This window comes from Neisseria sp. P0001.S007 (assembly GCF_051963655.1).
In the GTDB taxonomy this organism is placed as follows: Bacteria; Pseudomonadota; Gammaproteobacteria; order Burkholderiales; family Neisseriaceae; genus Neisseria; species Neisseria subflava_A.
The window spans coordinates 156,246-173,920 of sequence record NZ_JBQCUB010000001.1 but is presented as its reverse complement, the minus strand read 5'-3'; the positions used below and the strand labels follow the sequence as shown (position 1 = coordinate 173,920).

Genomic DNA, 17,675 nt, shown 5'->3' with positions numbered 1-17,675 from the left:
ATTTCAGACGGCCTTTTATTTATCGCTTATTCAGCAAACTGCTTAATTTTTAAGCCAACATATTGCTGCTCATGCGTTGCGTTTGATTTTCCGTAAAACGAACCAATCCTGCCTGCTTGTCAAAGCCTAATGGCTTGGCGACAAGACGGTTGGGCAGCTTGTTTAAATGATGGTTGTAACTTCCGGCTCTGCGGTTGTAAGTGCGGCGTGCCAATGCGACTTCCACTTCTGCTGCATTCAGCATTTCCATCAAACCGGCCAATTTCTTATCAGGATACTGTTTCAAAAGGCCGTTGACAGCAGTTTGCAATTTTTTCAGGGCATAATTCAATGCTGTTTCGGCTTCACACAGATGTTTGATTTTGGATTCGGAAAATGTTTTGACAGTTTGCGCCAATGCGGTGTCGACTTCGGCACACATCTGCTGAACGTTTTGATCCGATGCAATGCCCTGCTCTTGCAGGTGTTTGCTGTATGCATCCAATACATGACGGACGGCCTGATGGCGGCAGTCGAGCGCAATGCGCAAAGAGACAAAGGATTCGTGACAGTCTTTTTTGTGGTCTTTCAACTGTTGTTTGAAATACAATAAGACGGCGGTGATTGATACGAAGATAAGTGCAAGACTAATAATACCCATAGTAAGTTCCCTAGTTATGATGCCACTCATATCGGTGGCTGATTTTTTACATTGATTATAATCCAATTTTAATATTTTTTCCCAATTTTCATAAAAAAGGCTGTCTAAAATTCAGACGGCCTGAAGTTTATATTTCTATTTCAATGCTTTGACTTGATGTCGATAACCCACACTTCTGATTGCGAACCCAAACGAAGGGGAATGCCCCAGAAGCCGTAGCCCGAAGTGGTGAAGAAATGGCCGTTGCCGATCGCCTTATAACCGTAAGCAAGACGATAAAGCGTACGGACAATAAGGTTGGCAGGGGCAACTTGGCCGTTGTGGACATGGCCGGAAACCTGCACATCTATCGGCAGCCGGGCATGGGTTTCGATTGAAGTAGGACGGTGATCCATCAATAAAACCGGTAATTGGGTATTTTGACCTTCCAAAAGCTGCTCCGCACTGGGGCGCTTGCGATCCAAATCATCGCTCCGCCCTACCAGCAACACACCATTTACTTCCAAAACCTGATTGGCCAAAACCTTCAAACCTGCCACTTCCAATTCATGTTTGATGCGCTTCTGATCGCGGAACCAATCATGATTGCCCAAAGTGGCATAAACGCCCATCGGCGCAGTCAGCTTCTGCAAATGCGGTTTCATGTTTTCTTTCAGATACGCATCGACGGTATCGTCCATCAAATCGCCCGGCAGCAACACCATGTCGACTTGTTCCCGCTTCATGATGTCCGTCAGTTTGTCTAATTGACGCGCGCCAAACAAAATCCCCAAGTGCAAATCACTGGCCACGCCGATACGCAGCGGCTTATCCATTTTCTTATTGATGAAGACAGTTTGATAGCGGACAACGGGCGTATAGGCGTTATACATCCCAAAACCGAGCAAACCGGCCACAAACAAAGGCGCAAACAGCCGCAGGCTTCGTGACAGCGGTTGGCGTGCCATAAAACGGCGCAGCAAAAGATACAGGATAAATGTCGCCAGCGCGGCATACATCACAAACAGCAAGATCACCATCCAAAACGCCACCACGCGGAACATTATATGTCCCAACTCCAGCAGCAAGCCGACCAACAAACCGTTTGTAATGAAATAGGAAATACCCATCAGCCAACGTCTGCCAACTTTGCCAATCCAAGGCGCAAACAGCCATTGCAACGAACGCCCGAGCCCGAATGTAAACACTTGCAACAGAATGACGCTCACAAAAAACATCTTGCCAAACATGCCTTTCCGCCCTAAAAAATCAAAAGGCAGATTTTAGGCCGTCTGAAACTTTCAGTGTATAATCCCCCGCGTAAAAACCCATAATATTTTGAAAGGAATCATCATGAGCCAACCTCAATCAGCTATTATTCCTGATCACGCACAAGCCGGTATTTTTATCGAAGCAGACATTTCAGACGGCCGCAACGAAGCCATCAAATCTGCCTGCCGTCTTTCTTTGGAGGCTCTGGCCAAATTAAAAACCCGTTTTCCAAATGATATTTTGGGTTTGACCATTGCCTTCGGCAGCCGCGCATGGCAATCGTTCGGCCATACTAACGAAGGCAGTGAAATCAAACCTTTCCCAGAATTGGGCAACGGCCTCGCCCCCTCCACCCAACACGATCTCTATATCCACATTCAAGCCACCGAGCAAAAAGCCGCCTATGCTTTGGCTCAATCTGTTTTAGGCGCATTCGGCGACAGCATCCGCGTATCCACTGAAGAACACGGCCTGCGCCTGTATGAAGACCGCGGTTTGGACGGTTTTGTCGATGGCACGGAAAATCCGCAGGGCGATGACAATGTGCGCAATGTCGCCATTATTCCCGAAGGCAAACCTGATGCCGGCGGCAGCTATGTTTTGCTGCAAAAATACCTGCACGATTTGAAAAAATGGGATGCCGTTCCCACTGCCGAACAAGAAGCCAGCGTTGGCCGCAGCAAAGAAACCAATGACGAATTCAGCAAAGACGTGCGCCTGCCAGATTCCCATCTCGGCCGCGTCAATGTTAAAGAAAACGGCGTTGGCCTGAAAATTGTCCGCCGCAGCCTACCCTTCGGCAAACTCAGCGGCGAACATGGTTTGATGTTCACTTCCTATTGCAACACGCTGCACAATATTGAAGTTCAACTGCTCAATATGTTCGGCGATGCAGACGGCAAAACCGACTTACTGCTGAAATATTTGTCTAAAGCCGTATCAGGTGCTTACTACTACGCACCTTCTGTCGAGCGTTTGCAAAATCTTTAACGGCTCAAAGGCCGTCTGAAAAAACCTGCCTTTTCAAAGGCAGGTTTTTGTTATTTAAATTCTCTTAACATTTTTATGGTATTATCATAGAAATTTATTTCATAGCAGTTCAGCAAACCCTGATTACAGACAACGATAAAAACTGATACGCCCCAAGCAGCTATTTTCGATAAAATAAACCCAATTATTATCCCTATAAAATTACGACACCATGTATAAATCCCGCCTTCTTCCCCTGCCCGTATTGATTCTCTCCGCGCTAAACGCCTATGCGGCCAATACACCGAATCCGCTTAATCAAATCGATAAAAACGTACCCAACCAATTCGACAAAGACTTCCGCGACAATCTCGATCAGATTCATTCGGTCGAAATCCAAAAACGCGAGCAGTCGGCATGGGATTTACAGAAAAAACAAGATAACGACACGGTTGCACAAGAAGGGCCGTCTGAAAACAATACCGAATGCTTGGATTACACCGGTATCGAGCTTTCCGGTATTACCCTCATCGATTCCAAAAAGATTGAAGCCAAGTTACCCAAATGCATCAATCAAAACAGCATCAACCAACTGAACCGGGACATCGTTGCCGAATATATCGCTCAAGGTTATCCGCACACGCAAATCAAATTTGAAACCACGCCTGAACGTATCCTGAAATTGGCAGTCATCGAAGGCAAAATCCGTGAGATTACCGGCGGCTCCCGTACGGTCAACGTTGATACCCTCTTCCCCAATCATCAAGGCAAACCGCTGAACATCCAATACCTCGACCAAGGTATTGAACAGGTAAACCATGTTGTCGGCAACAACGTCAGCATCGATGTTTATCCGCATGATGACGGTACCGCCTCCATCCAACTCAACAACGATGCCCAAAAACATTGGGGCAGCAGTGTCATCATCGACAATAAAGGTAGCAAACCCAATACCACGACACTGCGCGGCAGCCTGAATATCGGCAGCCCGTTGGGATTGAGCGACTCCCTTTATTTAAACGGCTATACCAATCTAAACAACCACGACAGCCATTACAGTCGCGGCGGCAGTATGTTCTACCAAGTACCTTATGGCGCATGGACATTCAGCACTTACGCCGCCGCGTCGCAATCGCAAAGCATCTTAACGCCCAGCGTGACACGCTATGCCTACCGCTCCAAATCCAAAGCGGCAGGAATCAAAGCAGACCGCGTATTCTCACGCAGTCAAAAACACATTACCTCCGCCTATGCCGGCATCGATTACGTAAAACAGACTGCAAAATTTGCCGACAGCAAACTGGAATTGCAAAGCCCGGAAATCTATTCGGCACAAGTCGGCCTGTCGCATACAGCCATCCTGCCAAACGGCATTTGGCTCAACAATATCGGCGTGGAACAAGGGTTTGCGAAAAATACCGAACATACGCCGTTCGACAAGCGCTATACCTCTGTATCCTTGCAAAGCAATTTGATTCAAAACCGTCCTTTGGGTAAATGGATCGTGCGCAACCATCACCAAATCGATGCCCAATATAGCCCGCATGATTTGTTTGCCACCAAAGAAATGGACATCGTCGGCTATCAAAATGTACGCGGTTTCCGTTCGACTTCTTTGAGCGCAAACAGCGCAGTCCTGTTAAGCAATACCGTTTATTTCCGCCGCAATACGCCCCACGGCATCTATATCGAGCCTTATCTGGGTGCAGACATCGGCGTGGCCAAAAATCATCATGAAGGTTCGCAACGCGCCATGGGTGTGGTTGCAGGTTTGAATTTAGGTAAGGCGGACAAATGGCAGCTTTCTGCCGACTATGGCAAAGGTTTTGCACGCATGCCCAACCAATCAAACGGCGAAATACAGGATCATGTGACCGTTTCTTTGCGCATTCCATTTTAAAGTTATGTAAATATATATCCTTTTATCCAATATATAAACCGCCCATCTTAACATTATTAATTTTCTATTAATATCAATGAGATGTGCGGTTTTTATTTGCATTTGAAATAGTGCACATAAGGCCATACTGGTGGTATGATTGTAAAAAATTTCATAACAATGTTAATACATTCAAAAATTTCCTCAACAGAAATCCAATACCCGATATGGGATTTCTGATTCAATCTCCATCACGATAAATAAGGATTAAAATCCATGAAAATCGACACTTTATATCAGCCTAAGCTCTCAGCTTCCGGCAAAGTAACTGTCGCCGTGTGCTTTGCATTCCTGGGAAATGCAGCGGTAGCGGCCAATATCGAAGCCATCGGCCAAACTTCGGTACAGCAGCAACGCAATGTTGACATCGTCCACATTGCCGCACCGACGGCCCAAGGTCTTTCTCACAACCAATATAACAAGTACAACGTTTCCCAACACGGCGCCGTTTTGAATAATGCCCTGTCTGCCGGTAAATCCCAACTGGCCGGAAACCTGTCTGCCAACAAAAACTTCCAAGGTCAGGCCGCATCTGTGATCTTGAATGAAGTGGTCAGCAAAAACCCTTCTCTGATCTTAGGTCAACAAGAGATATTCGGTATTGCCGCAGACTATGTTTTGGCAAACCCTAACGGCATTACCCACAACGGCGGCAGCATCCTGAATGCCAACCGCACATCCTTGGTTGTCGGTACGCCAACTGTTTCAGACGGCGCGTTGAAATCTTTCAATATCAGCGACAATGGCAAACAACTGCAAGTAAACGGTAATTTGAGCGGCAACCGCGTAGTTGACCTGCTCGCGCCGCAAGTTGTTGTCGGCAAATCAGCCAACGTCAATGCCGCCGATGCCATCAACGTTTCTTCAGGCAAAAGCAACTTCGACTACAAAACCGCACAAATCGAAGCATTGGACGCTGCTTCAAATGCGCCGGTGCTTGACGGTCATATCTTCGGCAGTATGCGCGCCGGTACCATCCGCATCCACGCGACCGACAAACGCGCCAAACAAAACATTCAAAATGCGGCCATTACCGGCACCCGCTACCTGAATATTGACAGCAAAGGCAACCTGAGCATCCAGTCTGCCAATCTGACCGGCGCACAAATGGAATTGTTTGCCCGCGATACCGACATCAAAGGCACGGTTACCAGCCATTCCGCCAACAAATCTTCTAGTGGCAAAGAGGCGAAAAATGTTCAGCACTTCCGTTCGGACCGCAACAAAACGGAAGCCTTTACCGGCAGCAATATCAATGCATCCGAGTCATTGACTTTGAACAATAGCGGCAGCCTCAATCTGAGCGCGGCCAATATCAATGCCGGCGCGCTGACTGCTTCTGCCACGGGCAACATCAATTCTAACGCGGTAAAAACAACCAACCGTATAGAATCCGACCATACTCAAAGCAAAGGCCTTTGGTACAACAACAACCTGAGCTCTTCTGCTGACGAAAGCCTGCATCAAACCAAAATCAATGCCGGTTCTGTCAATATTGCCACCACCGGCAAAGTTCAATTGGACGCGACCGAACTGAACTCGGCTGCTGATGCTCGCATTGCCGCACAACAAGGCATCGTATTGAGCAGCAACAGCGAAACCGACAGCAGCTCGACTTATGTCAGCTTCAAAAATGAAACTGCCGCCCTGAAAACCGGTATCGCTACAAAATCTTCCAAAAACTCTACCGCCCATCAAACCAAAATCTCCGCAGCCGGTGATATCGGTTTGATTTCCGAAGGCGATTTGAGCACTTACGGCGCAAGCATCGCGGCAAACGGCAATGTCGTTACCGATGTCAACAAGATCAACTTGGGCACTCAAACCACCACTAATACCAACAGCCTCGATGACCAGAAAAAATACTGGGGCGGCCTGTTCGGCGGTGAAAGCCAAGTTCAAAACAACCGTACAGAAAACCTGCACGGCAGCAGCATTACTGCCAACTCAAACGTAGTCTTGGGTGCAAAAAACGGCGTCAACGTTTACGGCAGTACCGTTGAAGGCCAAGCCGGTACATTCGTCAGCTCCAAAGCAGGCAATGTTGATATTAAAAACGCCACCAGCACCGATACTTCCTCACAAAGCGCGCGTAAAGGTACGATTTTCAATATCACTACCTCTAAAACCAGCAGCAACAGCAGCATTGAAAAAGTAACCGGTTCCACCCTGGTTTCCAATGCCGACCTGACCGTTGTTTCCAACAAAGACATCAATGTGATCGGTTCTGCATTGTTTGCAGCACAAAAACTGCAACTGTCTTCCGCAGGCGATTTGACCATTGATGCTGCCAAAGCGGTAGAAAACAAACAGGTCAACGAGTATTCCATCAAAGGCTACTCTGGTATCGAAACCAATAAAGAAAACGGCAGCGTGACTGCCAAAGCCGGTATCAAATTCACCGATACCCACACCGACACCCATTCTGTCGGCCTGAACGGCAGCATTTTGACCGGTAAAAACACCCAGTTGTCTTCCAACTCAAACGTTACCGTCAGCGGCAGCCAAATCAACGGCGAAGAATCCGTCAATATTTCCGCAGCCAATGACGTCAATGTTGTTGCATCCAAAGGCAGCAACACTGTAACCGAATCCGGCCGCGTAACCGATTTGGGCGTATCTGCTACTGCATACGAAAAAAATAACGTTGCAGGCGTCGGCGTATCTGTCGGCATTACCAGCACCAAAACAGATGCAACTACCGTAACGAATACATCTCATGTATCCAACATCAACACCGGCGGCAACACCACCATCACTGCAAACGGCAATATTAATCAAGAAGGTACCGTGATTAATGCGACTGGCAATGTGGTTGAAGCTGCCAAAAACGTTACCCATGCAGCGGCACACAGCGGTGCAAAATCCGATGTGAAACAAAACGGCGGCGGTTTGGTCGTTTCTGCAGGCATCAGCACCAACAAAGGCATCGGCGGTGAAATCACTGCACAAGGTCAAGGCAACTCTTCGACCCACAATGAATCCACTGCAACCGTAACCACCATCAACGCAGGCAATGCCATCGTTTTGGCAAATGACAAAGTGTCTGATGAAGGTACAAAATATGATGTTACCGGTGCGATCAACATTGATGCAGGTTCATACCACAACACTGCCGCCCATAACACCAGCAACAGCAGCAGCAAACAAGGCGGCGCTTCTTTGACTATCGGCGCATACACCAAGGACGGTTCAAACGTTGATGTGAATGCGAACCTGAACGTCAACTACGCTGATGAAAACAAAAAAGAATCTACCGCCGTCAAAGGCGATATGAATGCTACCAATGTTGTCATCAACGCCAAAGACTCTGCTGAAATCGCATCCAACATTACTGCCAACAACAACGTCAACATTACCGCAGGCAACGGCGTAACCTTCACCGAGTCAGCCAATACTGCCTCAAACCAAGGTACAGCCGTTAATGTCGGTATCGGCGCTGGCGCGACAATCAATGTTGAAACCGGTGTTGCCGTTCCTCACGTCAACGGCTCTGTCGGCGTCAACAAAACCGATAACGCGTCTTCTACCGCCGCAGGCGCAAATGTAGTGGCCGGCAACGATATTAAAATCAATGCCAACAACGGCGACGTCAACCTGCACGGTACCAACCTGGTATCCAACAACTCCGTTGAAGTAGAAGGCAACAAAGTCAATACTTCCGGCGCGATCAGCAGCGTTAACGAAAAAAATCTGACCGTCAATGTCAACGGCAGCTACGCTTCAGGCAAACCAAACGGCGGCATCAACGCCAAAGGTAAAAACGACGCCACCGTAACCAATACGGCAAACACCATCCAAAGCGACAATGTTGTTATCACTACCGGCTCTCCAACCGGTTTGAGCGTCAACAATACGACCATCAACGGTAATAATGTTGCGTACTACTATGACGACAGTAAAGCTCCTGCGGCGAACCGTTATACCTACCATCCTCGCCAACCAAGCTACGCCAGACGCCGTTTGCGCTACTAAAATGCACTATTGAAGTCATTTAATAGCCATTAAGACATGCCGTCTGAAAACAGAAAGTTTTCAGACGGCATTTTTATCATCAATGCAAAACAACACACTATCTCTGTTATGATAATGCCTCGCTAATATTATTCCGTTCCAACCATGTCTTCCGCCCTTCCTTTTGACGCGCTCACACTTTCCATCGACGGTACCAACCTCATCGAAGCTTCTGCCGGTACGGGTAAAACCTACGGCATTGCCGCGCTTTTTACCCGACTGATTGTTTTAGAAAAAAAAGACATCGAGAAAATTCTGGTCGTTACCTTTACCAAAGCGGCGACGGCAGAACTGAAAACCCGTTTGCGCGCGCGTTTGGACGAAGTGTTGCAGGTTTTGAACGAAATCCAAACCTTGGGCGGCGAGCCGGAACATATTTCAGACGGCCTGAACAAATATTACGAAAAAGAGAAAAAATCCCCCGATGACTTTCTCAATCGCTTGATTCCTTTGGCTTTAGGCGAGCAAGACGGACAGGAAAGCTGCCATCGCCTGACTCTCCGCCTCAAAGCCGCGCTGAGCCAGTTTGACAACGCATCGATTTACACCATCCACGGCTTCTGTCAGCGCGTCTTGCGCGATTACGCGTTTTTGTGCGGCGCACCTTTGGATGTCGAGCTGTCGGACGACTCGCGCGAGAGGCTGCTGATTCCTGCGCAAGACTTTTGGCGGCAAAAAGTGGCAACCGATGCCACATTGGCACAATTGGTTTTTGATCGGAAATGCACGCCTGAAGAAATGCTTGCCGAAATCAAAAGCTATACCGGCCGCCCCTATCTGAAATTCAGACGGCCCGAAGGCGATTTGAAAGAAGCCCAAGCTAACCTTCAAGAAACATGGCAAAAAGTTTGCAGCCAGTTGGAAGACTTGGAAAAAGCGTTTTGGGTAATCTTGCCCAAACTTAACGGCCAGATCTACAGAAGAAATACCTTTGAAAATGTTTTTACCGATTTAAAAACAAACTCCGAATCCAACCGTCTGCCCCGCCTAAGCAAACAAACACTAGGAAAACTAAACCATTTCAGTGTCGATACACTCAACAGCAAACTGAAAAAAGAATATAAAGCCGATGCCGATGCGCCGGAAATTATTCAGCTGCAAGCCTTGGCCAATCTCGGTCGTGATTTGCAGGCAATGGAAAGCGCAGAAGAAGCAGTCTTCATCTGCCTGCAACTCGACCTACTTTCCTACATCAACCAATCCATTGCCGAACAAAAAAAATCACGCCGCGAGCGTGTGTTTGACGATTTGCTACTGGATGTCCATCAGGCATTGACCACCAATGAACACGGCAACGCATTGGCAAAAGCGGCGGCAGCAAACTGGGAAATCGCGCTGATTGACGAATTCCAAGATACCGACCCGCTGCAATACGAAATTTTCCGCCAAATTTTTATCGAACAAGGCTGCCCGCTGTTTCTCGTTGGCGACCCCAAACAGGCGATTTACAGCTTTCGCGGTGCGGACATTTACGCCTATCTGCAAGCCGCGCAAGATGCGGACAGGCATTACACCCTCGCTGTCAACTATCGCAGCCATGCCAAACTGATTAACGGCATCAGCGCCTTGTTCAAACAAAAAAAACACCCCTTCGTATTGGAAAACATCGATTACAGCGATGTCTCCGCTAGCCGCGCCGAAAGCCGGCTGTCGCCACACCGCCCCGCCATCCAAGTGCGCTGGCTCAATACGGACGACCAAACCGACAAAGAGATTTTGCGCGGCTGTGCCGCCGAATATTGCGCCGATGAAATTGCCTTTGCGCTCAATGAAGCAGCCGAAGGCCGTCTGAACTTCAAAGGCCGCGCGTTGGAATCCGGCGATATTGCCGTCTTGGTGCGCACCAACAACGAAGCGGCGATGATTGCAGGGAAACTGAAACAGCGCCGTATCCAAAGCGTGTTGCTGTCGCGCCAGTCCGTTTTCGATTCCGCCGAGGCAGACTCTCTGTCCGCGCTGATCGGCTTTTGGCTCAACCCAAGGCAAACCGACTGGCTGCGCTTTGTCTTGACCGGCGTTTTGTTCGGCTATACCGCCAAAGAGATTTACGAACTCAACCACAACGAACACCAGCTGCTGAAATGGCTGGAGTCGTCTGCCCAAGCCATGGAAAAATGGCGGAAAGGCGGCATTTTTGCCGCCGTGCAGCAGTTTGCCGCCCTACATGACATCGAAACACGCCTGCTCAAAGGCGGCAACGAGCGTAGCCTGACCAACTACTATCAAATTCTGGAGCTTTTGGCCGAAGAAGACAGCCAAAGCCGCAACCCTGCCGCCCTGCATAAATGGCTGAACGAACAAATCAGCCGCGCGCGCAGCGGCCATTTCCCGTCAGACGCGCAAACCATCCGTCTTGAAAGCGACGAAAAACTGGTCAAAATCGTTACCATGCACGTGTCGAAAGGTTTGCAATATCCTTTGGTTTACTGCCCCTTCGCGTGGGATACCAAAGACAATTCCAAAGAAAACTGGAAAATCCTGCATACTGACAACCACGAAACCGAGCTGCTGGCGAAATCGCAAACCTCGGAAGCAGAACTAAGCCATCTTGCCGACGAAAAGACGGCGGAAGATTTACGCCTGCTCTATGTCGCCCTTACCCGCGCCGAAGAACAGCTCAACATCTACGCTGCCGCCAACAAAAACTGTACGCCGAACAATCCTTTTGCCTATCTGCTCGAAGGTTTGCCAGAGGCCGGCCGCGAAAGCGTCAGCCAAAGCTATCAAAGCGCGACAGACGTTGTAGAAATGCTCAAAACCAACTGGCAACGCTTTATCAAAAACGCGCCCGAAAATACGGAATTCACCTTCACGGAAGAAGCCCCGCCGGAAACCGTCTATCAATACAGCCGCCAGCAAGACCAAGCCTTGAGCGCACAGAGCATTAAACACCGCAATTTTGACTTTATCCGCCACACCAGCTTTACCGGTTTGAGCCGGCACACCAAGTCAACCGACGAGCAACACGAGCCTTTGCAACCTGCCATCGATCCGGCAGAAAGCACAGACCGTGCCATGCCGTCTGAAAACCTGCCGTCCCCGCTTTCAGACGGCCTCGATATCCATCATTTCCCCCGCGGCACCAATGCCGGCGTATGTTTGCATGAAATGCTGGAAAAACTCGACTTCGCCGCCTCTGTCGAGAGCCAATCCGAAATGATTGCCGAAGTTTTGCAACGCCACAGCTTTGAAGACAAATGGCTGCCGACGGTAAGTACCATGCTCGACACCTGCCGCCTGACACCTTTAATCAACGAGAGCCTGTCGCAGATTCCGCTAACCCGACGCCTGCCCGAAATGGGGTTCACCCTGTACATGGACGATTTCAAACTGGACGACTTGCGCCGTTGGTTTGCCTCAAGCGAAGCAAACCTGCCGCCCGAATGCGTCCAAGCCGCGCAACTGCTTGATTTCCATGATTTGCAAGGCTATTTAAACGGCTTTATCGATATGGTTTGCCAAGATTCAGACGGCAATGTCGTTTTAATCGACTACAAATCCAACCATTTGGGCAACGATGCAAGCGCCTACACCCAACAGGTGATGAACGAAGCCGTGGCGCATCATCACTACTACCTGCAAGCCCTGATCTACGCCGTTGCCATCGCGCGCTACTATGCCCTGCGCGGCAAGCCCTTGCCCAAAATCGCCATCCGCTACCTCTTCCTGCGCGGCATGGACGGCTCAGATCAAGGCATCTGGAAATGGGACATCGATACCGCCCTGCTTTCCTCTTTTGTCGAGCGAAAAACAAATTCTTGATAAATCATTTTGTTAAACCGTCAAAAAGGCCGTCTGAAACGTTTTCAGACGGCCTTTGATTATTTGTGCAAACCGCATTCCTTACTGTCTTTACTCTCCCACCACCATCGTCCGGCGCGGATATTTTCGCCCAGCTTGACCGGACGCGTGCAGGGTTCGCAACCGATGCTGGGATAGCCCTGATGATACAGCGCATTGAGCGGAACTTGGTGCTCGTGCGCATATGCCCAAACATCCTGCTCTTCCCAATCGAAAATAGGATTGAATTTGGCGATGTTGCGGCCTGTATCCTGCTCTTCAAAATTCAATTCGCTGCGCGTTTCGGACTGGCTGCGGCGTTGTCCGGTCAGCCATGCGGGGGCGTTGTGCAAAGCGCGGTTGAGCGGTTCGATTTTGCGGATATGGCAGCAACGGCGGCGCAACTCGACGCTGTCGTACATGGCGGTCGTGCCGAATTCCGCTTCAAATTCATCGGCGGTTTGCTGGTTGGGATAAAACACTTCCAATTCGGTTTGATAACGCGCATTGGTTTCGGCAATCAGCGCGGCGGTCTCGGGATTGAGTTTGCCCGTATTGAGCGTAATGATGCGGATGGGCAGTTTCAGACGGCAAACGGCATCGGTAATGACCATATCTTCAACCGCAAGGCTGGATGCGAACACGGCTTGCGGATAACGCGCGGCAATGTCTTGCAAACGGCGCTCCAAAGCAGCCGCCAACTCAGGCAGGCGGCGGCGTTCGGCATCATTGGTTTCGGGGATTTTCCAAAATTGAGGACGGAATAAAGACATGGCTGGTTGTTCCTAATAATTTTCAGACGGCCTGTTGAAACGGCTGTCGATATGGTTATGGAACGATATTGTCCTGCGCCCTATCTTCAAACGGAAAGAATGCTTTTCTATTTCTTTATAACCAAAGCGTCTGCTGCTGGTTTTTCGGCAGCAAATGACTCACGCCGATACCGATCAGGCGGAAGGCATCTTCGCGTTGCGGCGGTATGCGTTGCAGCAAAGTATGCGCCGCCTGAAGCAGCGAGGCACTGTCGGGAAGGACGGAAGAATACGTCAGCGAACGCGTAATAATGCGGAAATCGTGGGTTTTGAGTTTGAGGGTAACGCCTTTGGCTTCGACATTTTTGCGTTCGATCTGTCGCCAGAGGTCTTCGGCAAGGTGCGGCAAATGGCTTGAAGCCTGCGCCAGAGACAAATCTTCGGGTAAGGTGATTTCGGTTGAGATTTGCAGGCGTTCGCGTTCAGCTTTGACCGGCCGCTCGTCAATACCGCGTGCCAAATCGTAAAGGCGGTAGCCGTAGCGGCCGAAATGGTTTAAAAGTTCGCCGCGCTCAAAACGGCGCAAATCGCCGGCAGTCTGCATACCGAGGGTGTTCATTTTTTTCAGCGTGACTTTGCCGACACCGGGAATCTTACCCAACGGCAAGCTCTCCAAAAACGCCATGATTTTGGGCGGCGGCAGCACAAACTGTCCGTTCGGTTTTCGCCAGTCGGACGCGATTTTGGCCAAAAATTTATTGGGCGCAATGCCTGCGGAGGCCGTCAAACCGGTTTCTTTAAAAATCTCGGCGCGAATGCGTTTGGCCACCTCGCTGGCGTACGGGATATTTTTAAAATTTCGGGTAACATCCAAATAGGCTTCGTCCAAAGACAAAGGCTCGATCAAATCGGTATAACGCCGAAACACGGCATGAATCTGCGCCGACACTTGGCGGTACAAATCAAAATGCGGCGGCACAAACACCGCCTGCGGACACAGTCTTTTTGCCGTCGCCACCGACATAGCCGAGTGCAAACCGAATTTGCGCGCTTCATAAGACGCGGCACAAATGACCGACCGAGTGCTGTCCCACGCCACAACGACGGGCAGCCCTTTCAAGTGCGGCTGCTCGCGCAGTTCTACCGAAGCGTAGAATGCGTCCATATCGATATGGATGATTTTGCGTTGGGACATGGGAAAAGGTAGATAAGGAAAAGGCTTATTGTAGCAAAAGGCCGTCTGAAATTTCAGACGGCCTCCATGTTCACACCTTATTTTTTACCGGAAAGCTGATCAAACAATCCGCCGTCGGCAAAGAATTTTTTCATGATGTCCGACCAAGCGCCGAACTTCTCATTCGGATTGAAAGTTTCAATATCGGGGAAGTCGGCTTTGTGTTTGGCCAACACTTCGGCATTGCGCGGACGCAGATAAAGATTGGCGGCCAATTCTTGAGCCGGTTCGCTCCAGAGGTTTTGCAGGTAGGCTTCGGCAGCGGCGCGCGTGCCTTTTTTATCGACCACACTGTCCACGACGGCAACCGGTGCTTCTGAAATAATGGTATAGCTCGGATAGACGATTTCAAATTGGTCTTGGGTCAGTTTTTTGCTGACGTAGTTGGCCTCGTTTTCAAAGGTAACCAAGACATCGCCGATATTGCGTTGGCTGAATGTCGTCGTTGCCGCACGGCCGCCGTTTTCAAATACAGGCGTATTTTTCAGCAATGCGGCCACAAAATCTTGGGTTTTGCCTTCATCGCCGTTGTTGACTTTCAAGCCGTAGCCGTACGCGCCCAAAAAGGCGTAGCGGCCGTTGCCTGTGGTTTTCGGGTTGGCCAAAACAATTTGCACGCCGTCTTTGGCCAAATCGCCCCAGTCTTGGATGTGTTTCGGATTGCCTTTGCGCACCAAGAAAACGACGTTGCTGGTATAAGGCACGGCATTGTCCGGCAGGCGCGTGTTCCAATCGTCTTTAATCAGGCCTTTTTTCACCAAAAGCTCGATATCGGAAGTCTGGTTCATGGTGACCACATCGGCAGCCAAACCGTTGGCGACAGCCAAAGCCTGCTTGCTGGAGCCGCCGTGCGACTGTTGGATTTCAACCGTTGCACCGCCGTTTTTCGCAGCATATTCTTTGACAAACAAAGGATTGTATTCTTTATAAAAATCTCGTGCGACATCATAAGAAACGTTCAACAGCTTCACATTACCGGCCTTGCCTGCGGAAGCGGCATTGTCGGCAGACTGTTCGTTTTTGGGAGAGCAGGCACTCAACGCCAGCGCGGCGGTCAATGCGGCAAAAGAAAGGGTACGGATATTCATGGTCGGCTCCTATTAAAAGTATGGCGATACTTTATCGGTATCGGAGGCAAACGGGAAATAATGTTTGCTTTTGGGTTTATCAGTTTTGGTTATATAAACCGAGGCCGTCTGAAATCAAAAAATAATTATTTATAACTATAAAATCTAAACCATATTATTTACAAAGTTAATAAAAAAGAGTACCGTTCGTATTCGCCGAATCATTAGGCGTTTTGTTCAATAATAGAAAGATGGAGTGTAGAAACGATGAAACAGTGGATGCTTTTAGGATTGCTGGGATTAGGCGCAGCAGCGCAGGCGCACGATGTTTGGGTGGCCGCACCGGCACATCAGCCTGCCGGCAAAATCCTGCATGCGGATTTGGGTTATAGCCACGACTTCCCCAATGTCGAAAAAATCGCCGACGACCGCGTGCATATTTTCAAACCGCTGCAATTGACCGACAGCTCAAAGAAAACTGTTGATTTGGTAAATAAGGGCGAAAACTATCAATACGTTTCCAAAGCCGCCCTGCCCGCAGGCTCCTACTGGGTCAGCGCGACCTACCAACCGACTTTCTGGTCGAAAAACCAAGACGGCTGGAAACAGCAAACCTTGAAACAGCTGGCCGGTGCCACCTATTGCGAACAATCGCAAATGTTCGGCAAGAGTTTCGTCCACGTGGGCAACAGCGCAGTCGATGAAGCGGTATTGACCCGCCCTATCGGCCAAGAGCTGGAACTGGTTCCACTGAAAAATCCGAACGCAGTCAAAGCTGGCGGTATTTTGCCGGTCAAAGTCCTGTATAAAGGCGAGCCTTTGGTTAAAGCCACTGTTACCGCCAGCTCCGACACTTTGGCCGAAATGGACTTGGAATCAACCCATGACCATCGCGAGCCTCAAGGCTTCTCCGGCAAAACCGATAAAAACGGCGTGGTCAATGTAATTACGCTGATTGACGGCTTGTGGAAAATCAAAGTGGTGAACGAGACCGATTACGGCGATAAAAGCGTATGTCAGAAAGACAATACTTACGCGACGCTGATTGTGCCTGTCGGTACCAAACGCGCGGTCGCACGCCATGCCCACCATCATCATTAACAACCATTAAAAAAGGCCGTCTGAAAGTTCAGACGGCCTTTATTTATTCTAATTCATAACCCAAATTTCTAAAAAAACGGGATAATGTTTCCAACTCATCACCATTTAATTGGGCAAAACGGACACGGTTGCAGCCGGTCAAGACCACATTTCCCATCCAGTGCGCCCCAAAGACGCGCTCTAAAGGGACATTCCTCATTCGATTGATAAACGGTACTTCTGAAGAAAATTGCGTCGCAATATTCGGAGGCGCGAATTTCAGACCCAAGTCCTGCAATCTATAACGGTGTTGCGCCGTCAAAAACATATCTTCGTGGTGCAGACGCACCAGCCATTCCATATCGGCAATTTTTCCGTCTTTCGGCGGCAAAGGCGGCCGGATTTCTACATTTAAGCCCAGCTGTCGCGGCATGGTTAAAAGCCGCTTGCTGCGCAGGCTGAAACCGCCGTTCTGCAGCTCATCCAAATTCGGAGAAGTCTGAATCAGATGTTGTTTGGCCAAATATTGGTCGGTCCCCTTCAGGAAAAACTGCCCGTCGGCTTCGGTTTCCAACAAAATCGGCAAAGGTGCGCCGATGTAGTCATATTCCCGATAGGCATCCTGCCAGTTTTGACCGTTCAACACCCAGCCGTCATTTTGAACAATCAAACAATAATCGGTTTCGATGTAATACATCAGTTGGTACAAAACAAACAGATTGTATTCGAGATAACCGAATGGCCGGCAAGGTTGATGTCGGATATTCTCCGGCAAACCTTGCGGACAGCTCGGGCTGATCAGCAATCCACGGCTGCCGGGCAATTCGGCACAGCTGCGGATAATGGCGTACATCGTGCCCTCAGTATAAGAATCTGCACCGGTAATACCCACCACGGTAATGTCAGCAAAACTCATTATATGTTTCTCCTGTTTCAGACGGCCTTTGAG

The 17,675-nt window shown here is 49.4% G+C and carries 11 protein-coding genes; 5 read left to right on the top strand and 6 right to left on the bottom strand.

Annotation, left to right across the window (positions count from 1 at the left end; translation table 11 throughout):
• Window positions 1-49 precede the first annotated feature (49 nt).
• Together ACTHRE_RS00800 and ACTHRE_RS00795 are read right to left on the bottom strand one after the other, a co-directional pair.
• Entirely contained in the window at window positions 50-640 is a 591-nt protein-coding gene (locus ACTHRE_RS00800; protein WP_377073040.1) for a LemA family protein, read from the bottom strand.
• Between the two features lie 140 nt (window positions 641-780).
• Window positions 781-1,869 (bottom strand): metallophosphoesterase, encoded by a 1,089-nt coding sequence (locus ACTHRE_RS00795; RefSeq protein ID WP_377073042.1) that lies wholly within the window; start codon window positions 1,867-1,869, stop codon window positions 781-783.
• Between the two features lie 103 nt (window positions 1,870-1,972).
• On the opposite strand from ACTHRE_RS00795, the gene ACTHRE_RS00790 reads away from it, so the two are divergent.
• From ACTHRE_RS00790 to recB, 4 genes are all read left to right on the top strand, one after another.
• Complete coding sequence (locus tag ACTHRE_RS00790) at window positions 1,973-2,881, top strand: Dyp-type peroxidase (RefSeq protein ID WP_377073044.1); 909 nt, start codon at window positions 1,973-1,975, stop codon at window positions 2,879-2,881.
• A gap of 211 nt (window positions 2,882-3,092) precedes the next feature.
• Window positions 3,093-4,760: a ShlB/FhaC/HecB family hemolysin secretion/activation protein gene (locus ACTHRE_RS00785; protein ID WP_377073046.1), complete on the top strand. Its 1,668-nt coding sequence runs from the start codon at window positions 3,093-3,095 to the stop codon at window positions 4,758-4,760.
• A gap of 255 nt (window positions 4,761-5,015) precedes the next feature.
• Window positions 5,016-8,774, top strand: a complete 3,759-nt coding sequence (locus ACTHRE_RS00780; protein WP_440344772.1) for a hemagglutinin repeat-containing protein — start codon at window positions 5,016-5,018, stop codon at window positions 8,772-8,774.
• Window positions 8,775-8,918: 144 nt separating this feature from the next.
• Entirely contained in the window at window positions 8,919-12,575 is a 3,657-nt protein-coding gene (recB, locus tag ACTHRE_RS00775; protein WP_440344773.1) for an exodeoxyribonuclease V subunit beta, read from the top strand.
• 59 nt (window positions 12,576-12,634) lie between these two features.
• On the opposite strand, the gene ACTHRE_RS00770 is transcribed toward recB, so the two are convergent.
• The 3 genes from ACTHRE_RS00770 to ACTHRE_RS00760 form a co-directional block, all read right to left on the bottom strand.
• Window positions 12,635-13,366 carry a phosphoadenylyl-sulfate reductase gene (locus ACTHRE_RS00770; RefSeq protein ID WP_128581808.1) on the bottom strand — a complete coding sequence of 244 codons (732 nt, stop codon included), beginning with the start codon at window positions 13,364-13,366 and terminating at the stop codon, window positions 12,635-12,637.
• 115 nt (window positions 13,367-13,481) lie between these two features.
• The gene (gene dinB / locus ACTHRE_RS00765) at window positions 13,482-14,540 is read right to left on the bottom strand and encodes a DNA polymerase IV (protein ID WP_440344774.1); all 1,059 of its coding nucleotides are present in this window, start codon (window positions 14,538-14,540) and stop codon (window positions 13,482-13,484) included.
• A gap of 77 nt (window positions 14,541-14,617) precedes the next feature.
• The gene (locus ACTHRE_RS00760) at window positions 14,618-15,661 is read right to left on the bottom strand and encodes a sulfate ABC transporter substrate-binding protein (RefSeq protein WP_440344805.1); all 1,044 of its coding nucleotides are present in this window, start codon (window positions 15,659-15,661) and stop codon (window positions 14,618-14,620) included.
• Between the two features lie 252 nt (window positions 15,662-15,913).
• On the opposite strand from ACTHRE_RS00760, the gene ACTHRE_RS00755 reads away from it, so the two are divergent.
• Window positions 15,914-16,747 (top strand): DUF4198 domain-containing protein, encoded by an 834-nt coding sequence (locus ACTHRE_RS00755; RefSeq protein ID WP_440344775.1) that lies wholly within the window; start codon window positions 15,914-15,916, stop codon window positions 16,745-16,747.
• 43 nt (window positions 16,748-16,790) lie between these two features.
• Here ACTHRE_RS00755 and ACTHRE_RS00750 read toward each other — a convergent pair whose 3' ends face one another.
• Window positions 16,791-17,642: a DUF5672 family protein gene (locus ACTHRE_RS00750; RefSeq protein ID WP_440344776.1), complete on the bottom strand. Its 852-nt coding sequence runs from the start codon at window positions 17,640-17,642 to the stop codon at window positions 16,791-16,793.
• Between the last annotated feature and the right edge of the window lie 33 nt (window positions 17,643-17,675).

Bases quoted from the DNA above. Each gene is read 5' to 3' on its own strand.
- dinB (WP_440344774.1), bottom strand. From the start codon at position 14,540: ATGTCCCAACGCAAAATCATCCATATCGATATGGACGCATTCTACGCT.
- ACTHRE_RS00795 (WP_377073042.1), bottom strand. From the start codon at position 1,869: ATGTTTGGCAAGATGTTTTTTGTGAGCGTCATTCTGTTGCAAGTGTTT.
- ACTHRE_RS00770 (WP_128581808.1), bottom strand. From the start codon at position 13,366: ATGTCTTTATTCCGTCCTCAATTTTGGAAAATCCCCGAAACCAATGAT.
- ACTHRE_RS00750 (WP_440344776.1), bottom strand. From the start codon at position 17,642: ATGAGTTTTGCTGACATTACCGTGGTGGGTATTACCGGTGCAGATTCT.
- recB (WP_440344773.1), top strand. From the start codon at position 8,919: ATGTCTTCCGCCCTTCCTTTTGACGCGCTCACACTTTCCATCGACGGT.
- ACTHRE_RS00780 (WP_440344772.1), top strand. From the start codon at position 5,016: ATGAAAATCGACACTTTATATCAGCCTAAGCTCTCAGCTTCCGGCAAA.
- ACTHRE_RS00785 (WP_377073046.1), top strand. From the start codon at position 3,093: ATGTATAAATCCCGCCTTCTTCCCCTGCCCGTATTGATTCTCTCCGCG.
- ACTHRE_RS00790 (WP_377073044.1), top strand. From the start codon at position 1,973: ATGAGCCAACCTCAATCAGCTATTATTCCTGATCACGCACAAGCCGGT.
- ACTHRE_RS00800 (WP_377073040.1), bottom strand. From the start codon at position 640: ATGGGTATTATTAGTCTTGCACTTATCTTCGTATCAATCACCGCCGTC.
- ACTHRE_RS00755 (WP_440344775.1), top strand. From the start codon at position 15,914: ATGAAACAGTGGATGCTTTTAGGATTGCTGGGATTAGGCGCAGCAGCG.